The sequence below is a fragment of the Shouchella shacheensis genome, from assembly GCF_001484965.1.
Taxonomy (GTDB): Bacteria; Bacillota; Bacilli; order Bacillales; family Bacillaceae_D; genus Shouchella; species Shouchella shacheensis.
On sequence record NZ_KQ947394.1, the window covers coordinates 1 to 16,534 of the forward strand.

General features: G+C 47.2%; 16 protein-coding genes, 2 pseudogenes and 1 riboswitch. Of the genes and pseudogenes, 6 read left to right on the forward strand and 12 right to left on the reverse strand.

Features of this window, described 5'->3' with window-relative positions; genetic code table 11:
• Positions 1 to 246: hypothetical protein (locus AVZ68_RS20555; protein WP_059102932.1), on the forward strand; the 246-nt coding region annotated here is incomplete at its 5' end.
• Positions 247 to 565: 319 nt separating this feature from the next.
• Here the strand turns inward: AVZ68_RS20555 and AVZ68_RS02270 are convergent.
• The gene (locus AVZ68_RS02270; protein WP_059102934.1) at positions 566 to 1,687 is read right to left on the reverse strand and encodes an oxidoreductase; all 1,122 of its coding nucleotides are present in this window, start codon (positions 1,685 to 1,687) and stop codon (positions 566 to 568) included.
• A 203-nt stretch (positions 1,688 to 1,890) separates the two neighbouring features.
• Between AVZ68_RS02270 and AVZ68_RS02275 the strand changes: the two genes are divergently transcribed.
• Positions 1,891 to 3,123, forward strand: a complete 1,233-nt coding sequence (locus AVZ68_RS02275) for a Bcr/CflA family multidrug efflux MFS transporter (protein WP_059102935.1) — start codon at positions 1,891 to 1,893, stop codon at positions 3,121 to 3,123.
• A 109-nt stretch (positions 3,124 to 3,232) separates the two neighbouring features.
• The gene (map, locus tag AVZ68_RS02280) at positions 3,233 to 3,982 is read left to right on the forward strand and encodes a type I methionyl aminopeptidase (protein ID WP_059102936.1); all 750 of its coding nucleotides are present in this window, start codon (positions 3,233 to 3,235) and stop codon (positions 3,980 to 3,982) included.
• A 215-nt stretch (positions 3,983 to 4,197) separates the two neighbouring features.
• On the opposite strand, the gene AVZ68_RS02285 is transcribed toward map, so the two are convergent.
• The 3 genes from AVZ68_RS02285 to AVZ68_RS02295 form a co-directional block, all read right to left on the reverse strand.
• Entirely contained in the window at positions 4,198 to 4,653 is a 456-nt protein-coding gene (locus AVZ68_RS02285; protein WP_059102937.1) for a GNAT family N-acetyltransferase, read from the reverse strand.
• Positions 4,654 to 4,656: 3 nt separating this feature from the next.
• Entirely contained in the window at positions 4,657 to 5,943 is a 1,287-nt protein-coding gene (locus AVZ68_RS02290; protein WP_059102938.1) for an aspartate aminotransferase type Ic, read from the reverse strand.
• Between the two features lie 163 nt (positions 5,944 to 6,106).
• Positions 6,107 to 7,198 (reverse strand): branched-chain amino acid aminotransferase, encoded by a 1,092-nt coding sequence (locus AVZ68_RS02295; protein WP_059102939.1) that lies wholly within the window; start codon positions 7,196 to 7,198, stop codon positions 6,107 to 6,109.
• Between the two features lie 454 nt (positions 7,199 to 7,652).
• Here AVZ68_RS02295 and AVZ68_RS02300 point away from each other — a divergent pair, with 454 nt between their 5' ends.
• A complete protein-coding gene (locus AVZ68_RS02300) occupies positions 7,653 to 8,735 on the forward strand; it encodes a Rossmann-fold NAD(P)-binding domain-containing protein (RefSeq protein ID WP_059102940.1) in 1,083 nt (360 codons plus the stop codon).
• A 39-nt stretch (positions 8,736 to 8,774) separates the two neighbouring features.
• Entirely contained in the window at positions 8,775 to 9,278 is a 504-nt protein-coding gene (locus tag AVZ68_RS02305) for a GNAT family N-acetyltransferase (protein WP_059102941.1), read from the forward strand.
• A 15-nt stretch (positions 9,279 to 9,293) separates the two neighbouring features.
• On the opposite strand, the gene AVZ68_RS02310 is transcribed toward AVZ68_RS02305, so the two are convergent.
• The 6 genes and pseudogenes from AVZ68_RS02310 to AVZ68_RS02330 all read right to left on the reverse strand — a co-directional run bounded on the left by AVZ68_RS02310 (position 9,294) and on the right by AVZ68_RS02330 (position 13,465).
• Entirely contained in the window at positions 9,294 to 9,713 is a 420-nt protein-coding gene (locus tag AVZ68_RS02310; protein ID WP_059102942.1) for a hypothetical protein, read from the reverse strand.
• Positions 9,714 to 10,073: 360 nt separating this feature from the next.
• A pseudogene (locus AVZ68_RS19590) lies at positions 10,074 to 10,232 on the reverse strand (DUF1572 family protein); the annotation flags it as partial.
• A 206-nt stretch (positions 10,233 to 10,438) separates the two neighbouring features.
• Positions 10,439 to 11,295: pseudogene (locus AVZ68_RS02315) on the reverse strand (Rpn family recombination-promoting nuclease/putative transposase).
• 460 nt (positions 11,296 to 11,755) lie between these two features.
• Positions 11,756 to 12,076 carry a helix-turn-helix domain-containing protein gene (locus tag AVZ68_RS02320; RefSeq protein WP_059102943.1) on the reverse strand — a complete coding sequence of 107 codons (321 nt, stop codon included), beginning with the start codon at positions 12,074 to 12,076 and terminating at the stop codon, positions 11,756 to 11,758.
• A 396-nt stretch (positions 12,077 to 12,472) separates the two neighbouring features.
• Positions 12,473 to 12,826: a hypothetical protein gene (locus AVZ68_RS02325; protein WP_059102944.1), complete on the reverse strand. Its 354-nt coding sequence runs from the start codon at positions 12,824 to 12,826 to the stop codon at positions 12,473 to 12,475.
• Between the two features lie 141 nt (positions 12,827 to 12,967).
• Positions 12,968 to 13,465, reverse strand: coding sequence for a hypothetical protein (locus AVZ68_RS02330; RefSeq protein WP_059102945.1), 498 nt, complete (start codon positions 13,463 to 13,465; stop codon positions 12,968 to 12,970).
• A gap of 157 nt (positions 13,466 to 13,622) precedes the next feature.
• A riboswitch (M-box (ykoK) riboswitch) is annotated at positions 13,623 to 13,787 on the forward strand.
• Between the two features lie 256 nt (positions 13,788 to 14,043).
• Here AVZ68_RS02330 and mgtE point away from each other — a divergent pair.
• Positions 14,044 to 15,411, forward strand: coding sequence for a magnesium transporter (gene mgtE, locus AVZ68_RS02335; RefSeq protein ID WP_059102946.1), 1,368 nt, complete (start codon positions 14,044 to 14,046; stop codon positions 15,409 to 15,411).
• 164 nt (positions 15,412 to 15,575) lie between these two features.
• Here the strand turns inward: mgtE and AVZ68_RS02340 are convergent, their stop codons facing one another.
• Both AVZ68_RS02340 and AVZ68_RS02345 read right to left on the reverse strand, forming a co-directional pair.
• Positions 15,576 to 15,824: a GlsB/YeaQ/YmgE family stress response membrane protein gene (locus AVZ68_RS02340; RefSeq protein ID WP_059102947.1), complete on the reverse strand. Its 249-nt coding sequence runs from the start codon at positions 15,822 to 15,824 to the stop codon at positions 15,576 to 15,578.
• 132 nt (positions 15,825 to 15,956) lie between these two features.
• Positions 15,957 to 16,493: a DinB family protein gene (locus AVZ68_RS02345; RefSeq protein ID WP_059102948.1), complete on the reverse strand. Its 537-nt coding sequence runs from the start codon at positions 16,491 to 16,493 to the stop codon at positions 15,957 to 15,959.
• Positions 16,494 to 16,534 lie beyond the last annotated feature (41 nt).

Here is a 16,534-nt window from a genome sequence, read left to right on the forward strand (position 1 = left end):
ATCTGGCGGTCTGAAGAAACCTCGAGCGAGTGGGCGCCGGAGCTAGACACCGAAAAGCGGCGGCGGGTCGAACAGGAGCGAGAATTTTGGAGACCTGACAAAAGGAATCCCGGTTTTGGATTACGTTGTCGGGGCGAAAAATCTCGACGCTTCTACCCGCCGGAGCTAGACAATACCGAAATGCGCAGGCGCCCTGCTCACGAGCGACAAGTTCTGGAAGAACGGCAGGATCAAGTCGCTCTTTGACTTGATCTGGCGGTCTGAAGAAACCTCGAGCAAGTGGGCGCCGGAGCTAGACAACCCGAAATGCGCAGGCGGGTCGCTTAGAAGCGCGGATTTTGGAAGGCCTGCGCTAGAAATCCCGAACTTGGATTTCGGTGCAGGACTGAAAAATCCCGAGCTTCTACTCGCGGGAGCTAGACAAAAAAAGGGCTGGCTTTGATAGTGAGTGAGCCAGCCCAATAGCAGGTTCAATTGTTAAAAAGCAGGTAGGAACCTTCAGGAAGTGTGTTCTTGCTCTACTCTCTGCCCCGCGCTTTTGACTTCCAACTCCAAGCGAGCACTCTTATCGTCCCTCAATTATCTCCATCTCAAGCTCAAAGTCTTTCACGTACGCCTTGGGTGTCATGATTGCCTTTGCATCAAATGCGTCTAGGGGCAAGTTTTGTTCAACACGATGAGGCGTATCCGGGTTGGCAAGTGCTTGACGAGCGATTGCTATAAAATCGCAGTGTCCCTTTTCAATGAGGGCAGACGCTTTATCGGGGTCCCCGAGTTCCCCACATGTGATCACGGGTTTTTCAGCAAAGCGCTTAGCCGCCTGTGCCATCGTTATCGTCTCCGCACCGAATCCAGGTGTGCTTGCATCATCATCTGAAATGTGAATGTAATCGACGCTCGTCTCCCCAAGCTTAGAAAAAATGATTTTTGCGTCGTTTTCACCTCCAGGCCATTTATACTCCCCATTTGTGGCCTTCATCTGCGAGATGCGGATGCCTACCATCATGTTTGTCCCGACAGCCTCTCGTACTTCCTCAATGAGCTCTACGAGGAAGCGTACTCTGTTCTCAACGGAGCCTCCATACTCATCGTTACGCTGGTTGCTCACTTCCGACAGAAACTGATCCAACAAGTAGCCGTTCGCCCCGTGAAGCTCGATGCCATCAAACTCAGCGCTTGCTGCATGTTTGGCTGCTTGGATAAAGCCAGCTTTCACCTCTCTGATCCCTTCTTTTGAAAGTTCCGTCGCGACAGGAAATTCTCCCTCTCCGCCATATACCTCTACTTTCTTGCTTGGTGGCGAAAATGGGGACGGGGCGACGGTCTCCTCGGTGTGATAGTTTCCTTGTGATTGGGCTCCGGCATGCATGAGCTGGGCAATGATTCTCGCACCGTGCTCTTTGACACTCCGAACAATGGGCTTCCATGCTTCCACATGCTTCATCGTGGCAAGACCGGCTTGATTTTCATAGCCCTGGCTATAAGAAGTATCGGGGTAAATTCCTTCGGTAATCACCACTGCAAAGCCGCCTCTGGCGAATCGTTCATAATACTTATGCACACGCTCATTGGGCGTTCCATCCTTTTCAGAACTAACGCGTGTCATTGGCCCGACAATGTAGCGATTTTTCAAAATGTGATTGCTGATATGTTCTTGCGAAAATAGCGTCTCTGTATATCGATTCATCTTTTTTCTCACCTTTCCTATCAAAAAAACCTCGACTTACTTTTTCCCTTTTTCAGCCCCGTTAAACATTTGGAGAGATTTGGTTGGAGCGATTCGTTCTTACTGTTTAGTTAAAATATACGCACAGGACCTTCCCTTTTTCTGAATTTGAGTTACAATAAAGAGATTGTGCGATGATTCTTAAGGAAAGGTCGTTGTGAAAAATGGGTGAAACTCCAACAGGAAAAAAACGGTTTGCACTGGCTTTTCTTCTAGGATCGCTTGCTGCTTTCGGGCCACTGACGATTGATATGTATTTGCCGAGCTTCCCTCAGATTGCCAGTGATCTAAACACGAGTGCTTCCCTTGTACAGCTTAGCCTCACCGCTTGCCTACTTGGGCTCGCGCTTGGTCAGCTCTTTATCGGACCGATGAGTGATGCTAAAGGCAGACGTACTCCACTCGTTGTGGCGATTATTTTGTATGTGGGGGCGTCGCTTCTCTGTGCGTTCGCACCAAACATCACTACTTTGATTGTCGGGCGGTTTTTGCAGGGCTTCACCGCTTCAGCCGGTATCGTCATTTCTAGAGCCGTAGTCCGCGATATTTTTAGTGGAAGAGAATTAACCAAGTTCTTTGCACTACTCATGCTTATTAATGGTCTCGCTCCCATTCTTGCACCCGTCGTCGGTGGCGGAATTTTAACGTTTACCGATTGGAACGGCATTTTTTTGCTCCTAAGCATCATTGGGCTTCTCATGAGCGTCGTTGTGTTATGGAAGTTAAAGGAAACGTTGCCGCCGGAACATCGAGTGCCTAGCTCTATTGCGTATACACTGAAAACGTTTGCTGATTTAGTCAAGGATCGCCGTTTTATGGGCTTTGCTTTGACGCAAGGATTCATGACGGCAGGAATCTTCGCTTATGTTTCGGGAACCCCTTTTGTGTACCAGGAAATCTACAATGTCTCTCCTCAAGTCTTCAGTCTTCTTTTTGCTCTCAATGGCCTTGGAATTATTGTTGGAACGCACTTAGTGGGACGCTACGCGGGGATTATTCCGGAGAGAACGTTCTTGCGTTTCGCTTTAATAATCGCTTCTTCTGGCGGTACACTGCTTTTAATCATGACCCTTCTTGAAGGGCCTCTACTTAGCATTGTTATCCCTGTCTTTTTATTTGTTTCCTGTATTGGAATGGTCGGTACAACGTCTTTCTCTCTTGCGATGGAGACGCAAGGACACCGAGCGGGCAGTGCCAGTGCCTTGCTTGGGTTGCTTCCGTTCTTATTAGGCGCCGCATCCGCCCCTCTCGTCGGGATTGCTGGTGAAGAGACAGCGGTGCCGATGGGGGCGATCATGTGCCTAGCAAGTGCGGCTGCGCTTCTGTCCTTTTTCATACTCGCCCGCGGCGGTGCGCCGGTTGACGAAGCAGAGCAGAGGAAAGAGAGCATTAAATAAGCAGTGAGCATATCAATGCTCTATACGGGCAAAAAAAAGAGGGAACCCTTCAGCGAAAGCCTCCCCTGAAGGCATTTTATTTTGGTATTAACGGGAAAGTGGTGAAGAAATGATTACCTTGAAATCCGAACGAGAAATACAGCTCATGCACGAGGCAGGAAAATTGATGGCTTCCTGTCATTTGGAAATCGCTGAGCTGATTAAGCCCGGAGTCACGACGCATGACATTGATCAATTCGTCGAACGCTTCTTGAAGAAACACGGGGCCACCCCCGAACAAAAAGGCTTCAATGGCTATGAATACGCCACCTGCGCCTCCGTTAACGATGAGATCTGTCACGGCTTTCCTCGAAAAGAGCCTCTGAAAAACGGAGACATTGTCACGATTGATTCCGTCTTCAACCTTAACGGCGGCCTGGCTGACTCCGCGTGGACCTACGCCGTTGGAGAGATTGACAAAACCGCTCAAGACTTGTTAGATGTGACTTACGAGAGCCTCTATAAAGGGATTGAGCAAGCCCAGGTGGGCAACCGCCTCGGTGACATTGGGCATGCCATTCAATCTTACGCAGAACCGAAAGGCTATTCCATTGTTCGTGATTTCACCGGCCACGGCATTGGCCCGACGCTTCATGAACCCCCTCAAGTCTTGCACTACGGGGCAAAAGGACGTGGGCTCCGCCTTCGTGAAGGCATGGTCATCACCATTGAGCCGATGGTAAATATCGGACGCTACAACAGCAAGATGGACGCAAACGGCTGGACCGCGCGGACGTCCGACGGAACGCTTTCCGCTCAGTATGAGCATACACTGGCGATTACGAAGGATGGACCGATTTTGTTGACGGATCAGGATTAATCCGAAAAGCGCAGGAGGGTCGCTCAGAAGCGCAAATTTTGGAGGGCCTGACAAACGAAATCCGACCTTAGATTTCGTTGTTAGGGCTGAAAAATCTTGACGCTTCTACCCGCCGGAGCTAGACAATCCGAAAAGCGCAGGAGGGTCGCTCAGAAGCGAGGAGCTAGACAAACCGCAAAACACCGACGTGGGAAGCAGTCCCTCGCCGGTGTTTTTTAGTATAGATCCTGTGACAAGCGAATCATATCGCGACACTGAATGTCGTCCTCCACAATCTCCTCGTCGTAGTGTCGAACAAAGAAATCAACATCGATGCCCACCATGCGAAAGCCGCATTTTTGGTAAAGGGCGAGCTGTCCCATGCCTGAATTCCCCGTCCCGACCTCGATCGTTGCAAACCCCATGGCACGAGCGCTGGACACTGCGTGCCTTACAAGCGCTTTGCCGATTCCTTTGCCGTGCTCGCGCGGAGTGACGGCAACACTCGCAAGCTCTACTGTGCCCGGACGAGTTGGGAGAAGAACATACTGCCCCACAACCTCCCCATCCACTTCGGCAACCATACAAGTTCCGCGGGCTGCGTACTCCCTCACCAGTTTTTCATTTGGGTCAGCAAGCAGTAGCAAATCCAAGGGCAACGTTTCTTCGTTCTTAAGCGCGCGTATCTCCATTCCTTACTTTTCCCCTAGCAATTTTTTGATGCTAGCGATCTCCACACACACACAGAAAACGTTCATGGCTTTCTCAAGCTCAGTGGTGGAAGGGAAGGTTGGCGCAATTCGGATGTTGCGGTCTTTTGGGTCTATGCCATAAGGGAAGGTCGCCCCTGCTCCGGTTAGCTTCACTCCTGCTTCCCCAGCCATGTCCACGACCTCTTTGGCACAGCCCTTAAGTGTATCAAGGCTAATGAAGTACCCGCCGTTTGGTTCCGACCAAGAAACGATGCCTTTGCCCCCTAAGTTTCTGCGAAAGGCTTCGAGCACCTGATCAAACTTAGGCTTAACCACCGCAGCGTGTTTGTTCATATGTGCCTCGATGGACTCTACTTCTTCAAAGAAGCGGACGTGACGAAGCTGATTGATCTTATCAGAACCAATCGTTTGTGCGGCAAGCTGCTTGCGAAGAAACTCTAAATTCTCCGCACTTGCGGCCATCACTGCTACTCCTGCCCCTGGAAAGGTCATTTTCGATGTGGAGGCAAACATGAATACGCGGTCAGCATTTCCGGCCTCTTTGGCTGCAGCAAGTAGATTTTTAAGCTGGTCTGGCTGTTCTGTTAGATGATGGACGGTATAGGCATCATCCCAGAAAATACGAAAATCATTCGCCTTTGTTTCCATTGTCGCAAAGCGGTCAACGACCTCGTCAGAGTACGTAATTCCATGCGGATTGCTATATTTCGGCACGCACCATATTCCTTTGATCGCCTCGTCCTCTGCCACGAGCCTTTCCACTTGATCCATGTTCGGACCTTCTGGCGTCATCTCGACATTGATCATTTCAATATTAAAAAGTTCACAGATGCCAAAATGCCGATCATACCCTGGGGTCGGGCAAAGGAACTTCACGTTTGGTAGCTGAACCCATGGCCTCTCACTTCCTTTGACACCGTGAAACATGGCGCGGGCCACCGCATCATGCATTAAGCTTAAACTTGAGTTCCCACCTACGAGGATTTCTTCCGGGCCCACACCGAGCAGTTCCGCAAAAAGTTTTTTTGCTTCAGGGATCCCATCCAACTGCCCGTAGTTACGAATATCGACACCGTTCTCTGTCTCCATCGGTGACGTCGATGAAAGCACGTCCAGCATTTCCATTGACAACTCAAGCTGCTCAGGGCAAGGCTTTCCTCGAGACATGTCTAGGCTCAAATTCTCTTCTTTGAATCGTCCGTAGGTCTTTTCCAAGTGTTCTAGTCGTTCGTTTAATTCGCGTACAGATAATGCTTCTAACTCACTCACAATCGTTCATCTCTCCCTCTCAACTGCCTGCTTATTTTAACGTAGCTCTTGCTATTGTAGCCCAGTTCCGCCCTTTTGTTAAATCGAATATTCACCCATTCTGCGAGCTTCGTCTCTCTGAGAACGCAGAGAGACGGCTCAACCCGTGAGCCCTTTGAATTCTTTATAGGACGACCTCTTTTGTTGCAATGGTCTGTGTCCATCCATACGGATCGGGAAGCTCGCCGGTTTGAATCCCAGTGACCGTTTCGTATAAACGACTGGCTAGCGTTCCAGTCTCCCGGTTATTGATCACATACTCCTTTTCTTCCCACTGGAGCACACCCACAGGTGAAATGACGGCTGCTGTACCTGTGCCAAACACCTCTTCAAGCGTGCCGCTACGATGGGCGCCGATAATCTCATCGATGGAAATCCTTCGTTCATGAACAGGGATCTGCCAGTCGTGAAGAAGTTCCAGCACACTCTTTCTAGTAATGCCTGGAAGAATGCTGCCATTTAACATCGGGGTGTGTACCTCTCCATTGATTTTAAAGAAAACGTTCATACTGCCAACCTCTTCAATGAATTTCTTCTCTATGCCATCCAGCCAGAGAACTTGTGACTTGTTGCTCGCCGTGGCTCGCTCCTGAGCTTTAAAGGAGGCAGCGTAGTTCCCTCCTGTCTTGGCCTCCCCGGTCCCCCCCCGAGAAGCGCGCGAATACTCATCTTCCACGAGAATTCCCACGGGATCCATGCCTTCTTCATAGTACGCGCCTACTGGCGACAGAATGATTATGAACTTATAAGCATACGAAGGAATGACCCCGATTTTCGTCTCTGTTGCAATGATAAAAGGGCGAATATAAAGCGACGTCCCCACTTCCCTCGGGATCCACTCTTTATCAACACTAATGAGCTCTTTAAGATACGCAAGCATCTGCGCTTCATCCACTGGCGGAATGCTCAAGCGATCATTCGAGCGATTGAGTCTGGCGAGATTCTCCTCCGGTCGAAAAAGACGGATCTCCCCGTCGCTCCCATGATACGCCTTTAGCCCTTCAAACACCGTCTGACCATAGTGAAAAACTTTGGCGGCAGGATCGATCGTAATCGGCTGATAGGGGATAATTCGTGGACAGTACCAGCCTTGGTCTTCTGTATAGTCCATCACAAACATGTGATCCGTAAAATAGGTACCAAAGCCCAGCTCGTCTGCCTCTGGCTTTGGCTTTCCATGAACACTTTTCATCACTTCCAACATCTGCTTTGCCATTAACGTCCGCCTCTTTCCTCTTGTCTCTCCTAGATTCCTAGTGCTTCTTTTAATGAGTCGAAACTATTGTACACCTAGTTGTCAGATAAGTCAATCTATGTTTATTATGAATGGACAGTTGTCTACACAATAAAAATAGTTCTCTCTCCGTTTGTCTCATCCGGGCAGGCCTGTCTCTCGTCATGAAATGAACGGTTTAGTTGTGAAAATCCGGTTTCCGATTTTTATCCTTTCTCTCAGTAGCTCCAGCCAATCTTTTTCTATAAAATGATCGTAAGAGGCCTATCGGAGGGAGAGGATACTATGGAAACAAGTCGAACGTTCTGGGTGATCATCCTTATTTTTCTCGCCGCAGCTGCTGTTTTGATTTTTACTAGGGACACCCCACCTACAATTCTAGATCAGTTTTTTCGATAGTCTTGCATTGGCCAAAAGAAGAAGAGGAGTGATCAGAATGAAGGAGAAACGACCTGTAGTCGTGCTAACTGGCACCAATACCCCTATGGAGCAGAATTTGATCGACCGATTATCCGAATTCTCGGACGTCACCTCCTTGGTTCAAAACGCTGATCAAAAAGAAAACGCCGAGCACCATACAGCACACCCTTGTGACTTATTTTCCCTGCAGGAGACGCAGAAAGCTCTCGAAGGTGCTGATTATGCCATTTATATCCACTCACCTGCAGTGTCTACCGCCCAATTAACACAGGCGAAAGACAAGGACATCGATATCATTCTTGCGGACAATTTCGCCCGCGCAGCTCGAGATCATAGCATCAAACATATCCTCTATGTAAGCGACGCTATTCCCTCAAACGTTTCCAAGCGACAGCGTTCTCGTCGTTTACGAAGTCGACTAGAAGTCGAACGCACACTACAACAATACGGAGTCCCAGCATCGACGTTTCAAATGGAGGCAAGCACGGAAGCAAAAAAACCCCCCTTTCCAAGGGTGAAAACGCTCGTCAAGCGGCTAACAACGATCGTACCGCGCCAGTTAGAAAGTAGGAATGATGGCATGAGCGAAAACAAAGCAAAGGTAAAAAATGACGTGCGCTCACTCCAGCGCATGCCCTTGCCGCAGGGGACGGATGCCCAGTGGGTGGCCAGAGAATACCCCAGATGGCTTGCGGACATAGGAAGTCCTCTGCTTCGTGTAGAGATGGACGCCCACAGCAACGTTCAAATCAAACCGTTTTTACGGAAATGGACGCTGCTTCAACTGACGTTTTCAACGGAGCAGGGCACGGCAGATCATGCCCTGTTCCACATCACCGGTGGCTTATTCGTCAACGCCCGATCAAACGACCGCGCTCGTCTAGAATTTAGGGAAATCCCGCAAAGCAGGGAAATCATTATAGCGATTCACGACTACGTGCCCTCCCTCCCTTGGTTTCTCTATAAAATCACGCAGGCGAAACTTCATATGTTGGTAATGGTTTTGTTTAAGCTTCATCTGCAGAGACTTATGGGAAAAGTAAAGGGCACTACACGGGGATACGACCCTCTGCAAACTTTTTGCGAAGGCAGAGGTTGATAAGCTATACTAATAGCGATCAAGCCCCAGGAGGAACTCATGATTAGACAAGCCGCCAGTCAAGATTTAACAACCATTACAGCGATTGCCAGCAGAGCCACCCGCCTTATGAACGCAGAAGGCAGCGATCAGTGGGACGAGACCTACCCCACGGCCGAGCATTTTGAGAACGACATCGCTCAAGGTTCCCTCTTTATAAAAGAAGAAGCAGGCACCATTCTAGGGATGATTGCCGTCGACCGGAACTTAGCCCCTGAATTCAAAGACGTTTTATGGGAAACAGCGGATGCCTTAGCGGCGACGTTTCACCGCCTCGCCGTCGATCCAAAGGCCAGAAAATCAGGACTCGCCTCTGAACTCATTGGCTTTGCAGAGAGCTTTGCCATCGAACAGGGACTGCGCTCGATGAAAATTGACACTTACTCTCTCAACGAAAAAGCACAGGCACTGTTTGCACGACTTGATTATCACAAAGTGGGCGAGATGTTTTACGAAGGCCGCAAACTCCCATTTTATTGCTATGAAAAAAAGCTGACCGTCTAACGTTGACGGATCAGCTTAAGAAACTTGTTCATATAGTTTACGGCTCACCATCAGTGAGCACGGGACAATGAGAAGAGCGATTGTAAACAGTTGCGCGAGTCCAGCTACTTGCGCAACATGAAAGACCTCGTTTGCCAGCAGCAAATATACGCGCATTAAAAGCATGAAGACGGAGCCAAACGCGAGGATCGCCATCATTTTAGGAATGATCACTCTCTGCACACGCCCTTCACGCTCTCGTGCCGGCGTTTCTAAATACTCCTGTACTTTCGCAACCACAAGGAGCGATGCAGGGATCAGCGTCATCATGATGACACTAAGAGAGAGGAAATCTGTGGCAAGTGTCCATGGAACCACCCAGTTAAACACCGCACGTATCAGTTCAAACAACCCGAGAAAGACCAATGGAAAAATAAATCCAGACTTAACCCTCATGGTTACCACCTCCCTCCTATCGTACCAAAAAGAGGCGAAGAAAAGATTGACAAAAAACGTACGATTGGTGGATAGCTGCTTATGCCGTTGAGGTCGAAATCTCGTCAGCTCACTGCCTACATCATTCGCTAAGGTCTATCTATCCATACAACCTCAAACCCACGACCAACAAGGGTTCTTTGGATACCCCAATCGGCTGCCCGAAAATATAGCTAATAGCACTATGTTTTTTGAAACGGTTACATTAGCTTTCAAATAATCACACCTCTTCTATTGGGGAAAAGTCTAATTAATTCAACTCCAATTATAACGGTATCCCCAATTTAACCCTAATATGCAAAGACGGGCGCTGTGTCTTATTCAATTCTTGCGCCTCGATGATTGAATAAGGTTAACCCCTTTGTGACTGATTTCTTTCAGCTTTTGTTGTAAATATTCTTCTGATTTTCCTTTAGGGATAGTGAGAGTTTCCCAATTCTCATCTTTTATTTGTTTCCCAATATAAACGATTTGCCCTATAAACTGCATGACTGCTTTTCTTGTAGCCGTCCATACTTTCACCTCAGTTCAAGTATGGACTCTTACATTCAAGGCTAAAAGCGTATACCGTCTAAAGACGGTGGAGTTAGATCACGCTTGTGTAACTTAAATCAAAAATAGGCGCAAAGATTTTTCAATTTTCGCGCCCGATAGCGGCAAGATTCTCTTGATCTTAATGTCTCGACCTATTGCTTTTTCAATTTTTCAATTTCCGTCTCAGATAGTCCTGTCAATTCTGCAACCTTCGCTATGCTCATGCCGTCTGCAAATAATTTAATGGCTACTTCTTTTTTCTCTTCTGCTTTCCCTTCCTCTCTCCCTTCTTCCTTCCCTTCTACTTTCCCTTCCCTTCGCGCCTTCCCCAACGCCGAACGTTCATCTAACAGCGACTTTTGGCGCATTTCATACAGTCGACGCATTTCTTTGTCCTGACTTAAAAATTCCAAGGTAGTCATCGCTTTTTTCAACTCGGGTGTTTCCATCGCTAGTTCCTCCCATTCGTGTGCCTGAATCCCCTTCAAGAATAACAGCCATTTTGTTAATCGATCCGATAAATCATAATGTTCCTCACCCAGCTTCCGAAGCTCCATGAAGTGGATTTCAATGTCATTCGTTAAAAGAATATGGGTCGTATCCTCACGCAAATGAAAAATATTGTGATATTGATGATTATCCACCCTATTGAAGTCCAGAATATTGATCGTTATGGTCTTTTTAAGATCCCGGTATTCTTCTCCTTCCTGCATCTGTTCTTCATACAGTTTCGCCCAATAATACAGCGTTCGTTCTCCATATCTTGCTTATTGGATAATTGAATTTCAATATTGATTTGTTCTCCTTTGGCGGTTACCGCTTTTATGTCTAAAACCGACTGTTTATCTTCAAGTGCATCTTTGTCAATATAAGGATTCACAAGGGAGATCGACGTGACCGATTCCGTTAATGCATCGTTTAAAAACCGAAGGAGCACATCTTTATTCTCCTCACTTCCAAAAATGCGTTTGAAAACGAAATCAACTTTCGGATCGAGTAAATCCATCATTTTCTCCTCATTTCAAATAGTTTGCATATATTATAACATGAAGTCGTTTTTCTTACATCAAGGCTCCTCTTTTCCCAACTAGATGAATCCCCCTTAATCACGATGGCTATGGGGTTCTCATTGGCGCTGCACATGCCCCATTCTCGCATCGTTTTCTTGGGCCATCGAAAAGCCTACCTGAAACACTTGTTTGTAACAGTGGAACCCCACGCTTAAAACAGCGGCGGCTGCTTTTGTATGGTCTGGTTTTGTTTTGTATTATTTAACTAATGCATGCATATCTCCGTGCATTTCTCCATGCACTTCTCCATGCGAATGTCTTGCGCATCTCCATGCGTTTCACCATACACTTTATCGTGCACTTCTCTGTGCGAATCTCCATGCAGTTGCTCTAGCGCTTTATGCAGAAATCCTGAGATTTATTTGGATGAGTCTTTCTTGCTTGTCCAATGAATTTATTTTATACCTCTGAGGAATTTTCTTGGGGGGTGGTCGAGTAATCTGTAAGCAAGGAATGAATTTCGTAGACCGCTGCTTTGCCTCGACGACTATAAAAAGTGATGTAGCCCTTCTTGACTAACTCTCGGCGGGCTTTGAAAACTTGATCTTCCGTAAGCCCTGTCTTAAAACAAAGCACAGCAGCAGCTACGGAAAATTGCTTCATCCAACCTGTTTTGTTGCAAACATCCATTAATGCATACCAAAGAACAGTCGCTTTGGGACTACGTGGATCAGTCTCCTGCCGTACATGAAGTGCGTTCATTTCAGCTATGTAGTTCATCTTCATCCTCCTTTAAATTTCCATTTATTTGCAAAAACATTTCTCATTACCCTCCTCATTTTATAAATAGAATTAGAGGCTTGCAATAGATTTTAAAATATTCCCAATTTAAATTAAGAAAGAAAAGTTCTAGTATGTTTCCCCTCCCCTTTTCTCAATTCAATCCTCTGTTTTCCCCACTTGGCTTCTTTAGACCATGGCGGTCGAGGGGGAATGCCTAGTGGAAGGGATGTATAGGTAGGATTGAAGCCGGTAAAAGAAGGAAAAGACATGTAATCGCAAGAGGTTGCAATCGGCAGGTAAAACGTTAAAAAGTGAATAAAAAGACCTCTGTTTTATTATTCGCTCATTAAGAAGCCCCAGACATTACTTCAATGCCTGGGGCTTCTCCTTCAATTAATGCTTATTCTCAATACTGCTCATATCCAGCTTATAGCTGCCTTCTTCTTCCTCTTCCGGCTTCTTCGCGCTAAAGAGCGTGTCCTTGTTGATGTTCAGCTTTTCAGCTGCGCGATCAAAGTACGGGTCAATTAGTTTTGTGTCTTCGTTGAGGACAAATTCAAGCGTGTTGATCTGCGTGCGCAGCTTTTGCATCGTACGATCTAAATAAATGTACACTTGCTGGTCATGCTGGTCGAGCTCTTTGAAACTTTTCTCATCGACTTGCATTTCTTTTACCTTATTGACGCATTTGCCGAGTTCTTCTCGAAGCACATTGCGCTGTTGTTTTACAATCGCGACATCTCTCATTCTCTATTCATCCTTTCCACTACTTGTCTTCTATGTAAGTATATCTTTTTTCAAGTACTTTTTACAGCTACTACGGGCTATTTCTTTCCGATTCTTTCAAAAAAACTGCTGGCGCATGCTTTAAGGATAAGCATTTCCTGCTCACCCTTTCTTCCTTTTGATCGGCGGGTAAATCAACACCGTCTTTATGAGCACAACAAGCATAAACAGAGTGCTCAGACCCACCCACCCCTCCATAAATTCCCACTGAACCATGACTAACCATCCATACCCAACTAACGGAAGTGTTGCCGCAAACAACGTGATTTTCCAGATCATTAAATACGTGAGCTTTCGATGTAAACACAGACTGACAACATAAATGACCGCAGTTAGAATCGAAAGCACCGCTAAGACCGCCAACACAAACAGCGGGTAGAAGATAAGGAGAAAATACAGGACAAACAAAAAAACCGGAAGCTCCGACAAGGGACCGACAGACTCCAAAAACATCTGTGCTCCAAGTGGGATACTCACCACAAACAGCAAGAGGCATAGATAGAAAAAAGGCCCTGCGACTCTTTTGCGATTTAACACGAATACAGCTTTTCGCTGTGGCAGCTTTACACTCAATCCAAGCATATAAAAAAAAGATTTCATGATTTAAACCCTTTCTAGAAACACATCGACGATTTCACCCATAGTATACACTAGATTGGGTCACGACGACCTCTTTTGTTGCCACGGTTCAAAGAGATCCCCTTCGCCCCATTGACATCGGAGGCGCTCCCCTGTAAAGTGGATCATGCAGTTGTCTTATATTCCTCGTTAGGTGAGGCTCCTGTGCAGGAGAGACGCTACTACCCAAAAATGTCCAAAGACGCCAATGGGTCAACAGAAACCATCGACATAAGGTGGTTTTTAATGTAGCTGGCTACGCCTATGCCGCACAGTGCTAAAGCTCTACGAATGGAGGCGCCACGAAGCGTGTGTCCTGACACACTTTTTTTCGCATGTGTTTGCACCTCCACGGACGGGGGTGTTTTTTGCGTTTGTCGCCTTTACACAAACGGGTTTCTATAATAGGAGGTGGTGTGGGATGGATAGCCTTCCCAATCAGAGGCCGTTCACAAAATCGGGTATAGTAGATAGAAGCATCTTTCGAGGAGGGTATTTGTTCTGCGCCAGCATGCCTCTTACAGAATAAATAGACTCTCTTCTTAAAGGAGGAGTCACACATGGATAAACTCAACGATAAAAAACGAAACCAATACAAAGAACACGTCGTCAAGTATTTAGTAGACCGTAATCTCAGAGCGTTTAGAGAAACGTTTCTTGAGCTGCATCCTACAGATCAAGTGGAACTGTTTGAGTCAATGGATCATCCTCAGCGAAAGCAGGTGCTGCTCTTTTTAAGCCCTGAAGAGTTTTCGGATGTTTTCCAAGGGCTTGATATCGAGGAACAGTCAGAGGTTTATCACCTGCTTAGCTTTCAATACGCCGTTTCGATGTTTAACTTTATGTCTGCCGATGACGTGGCCGATTTTCTCGCTGAAATCGAAGTGGATAACGCGGATGAGATTCTCGATTCGATGGACCAAGAGGAAGCGAAAGAAGTCATTGAACTGATGGCCTATGAACCGAAAACGGCAGGGGCCATCATGACAAAAGAATTTATAAGCGTCTCGATTTCCTCTCAGGCAAAAGAAGTGATTAAAGAACTTCGTGAAACCGCACCTGAAGCTGAAACGATCTATTACCTGTATGTGGTGGATACGAATCAAAAACTGGCCGGCGTTGTTTCCTTGAGAGACTTAATCATTGCCGAGCCTGACGTAACGATTGAAGACATTATGAGCACGCAAGTTGTTTCCGTCGCAGAGGATGCGGATCAGGAAGATGTGGCACGACTCATTGGTGAATATGACTTTCTAGCGGTGCCGGTTGTTACTCCAGAGGGGCTGCTCGTAGGGATTATCACCGTCGATGACGTCATTGATGTGCTTGAAGAAGAGACCACTGAAGACTTTGGCGAATTCACGGCATCCAAAGGCACCACAGACGTCTCGCTCACTGCTTTTACAGCAGCAAAAAAACGGGCACCTTGGATTATCTTGTTAATGTTTTTTGGACTGATTACCGCCAATATTATTGGGCAATTTGAGGAAACGCTTGAGCAAATCGTCCTGCTCGCGGCCTTTATGCCTCTCATTATGGGGACCGCAGGAAACACGGGGACTCAATCTCTCGCCGTTGCCGTTCGCGGGCTTGCGACGGGTTCGATTGAGAAAAATGGCGTCTGGAGAATTGTGAAGCGCGAGTTAGGAACCGGACTGATGCTTGGCGTCGTCTGCATGATCGTGTTGATGGGCATTATCACTGTTTTCTACGAAAACAATTGGATACTGGCCTTTATCGTTGGGATCTCTCTCTTTCTTGCTTTAAGCATGGCGGCTGTTATCGGGGCGATCGTGCCTCTCATCATCAATAAATTCAAAATTGACCCCGCTGTCGCTTCTGGCCCGTTTATCACCACGTTAAATGATATTCTTGGCCTACTGATTTACTTCTCAGTCGCGACGATGATGCTTGATAATTTGGTCTGAACTGGAAAACGATCTCTGCCCGGGGGAGATCGTTTTTTATTTTTCGCTCACCTTATCTTGTGACATCCCCCTCTTGCGTGAGAGGCAGAAGCAAAGGGGGAAGGACAACCTCCACTCTTGGAGTAATTACAAAAACCACGCGAGCGCCCCCGCGTGGTTCTGCTTTACACTTTCGATGTTCGTAAAATCGCGCTGACGATCAAAACAAGAATGATCGCACCTAGCAAGGCAGGAATAATATGAAAACCACCAAGCTGCGGCCCGACGCTCCCAAGCAACCATGTTCCTAGGTTGGCTCCTATTAAGCCCGCAATAATATTTCCGATAATGCCAAAGGGAACCCCTCGCCCTGTAATCGCGCCCGCAGCCCAACCAATCAATCCACCGACAATGATCGTGATTAAAATTGACATATCCTCTACCTCCTTATTTGTGACTCTTTCGGTACAAGATATGCTTGGACTCACATCGTTATGTGCAAGTACTCCTGGTTCACCACACTTCTTGTCAAGCAGCGATGGACAGTAGCGCAGGCGTAGGTTTTTTTAACGCGCCGGATAATCAACAGAATCGACATACCTTTCCTTGATTAATTGGCGATGATGCCGTTCATGCCCGGCAATGATGAAAGGCAGTGCTCGCACCGTGACGGCTTCATTATTCATGACCCCTTTACGGTCAAGAGCTTCAGTGGGCAAGCTGTGAAGTAAGAGTACCGTCGACTGCCGCACCGCTTTAAAATGGGCGATGAGCTCATGAAGGGGTTGTTCGTTAAAAGAAGCTTTGGCCACATACGCCTGGTCGTCGTGACCTGGGAGTGAAGTTGCCTCCCCCCGCGCGATGCAAAGAAGGCGATACGCCATGATCCGTTCCACATCCGTCAGGTGACCAACGACCTCCTTTATGTTCCATTTTAAAGAGGCGTATTGAAAAAGGCTCTGTCTCTCGGTTACCGGCTCTAGCATCTCTGCCATTTCATCCTTCTGATCGTTCAACTGTTCGATGATGTTTTGCTCAGGAAGCAAATCAATGTATTTTGCATAATAGCTTGGGTACTCGTTTGTTTCTGGTCGGTGCTTCATATTGGCCTCCCGTTCGATCTTTTTTCAGTCTTTTACATACC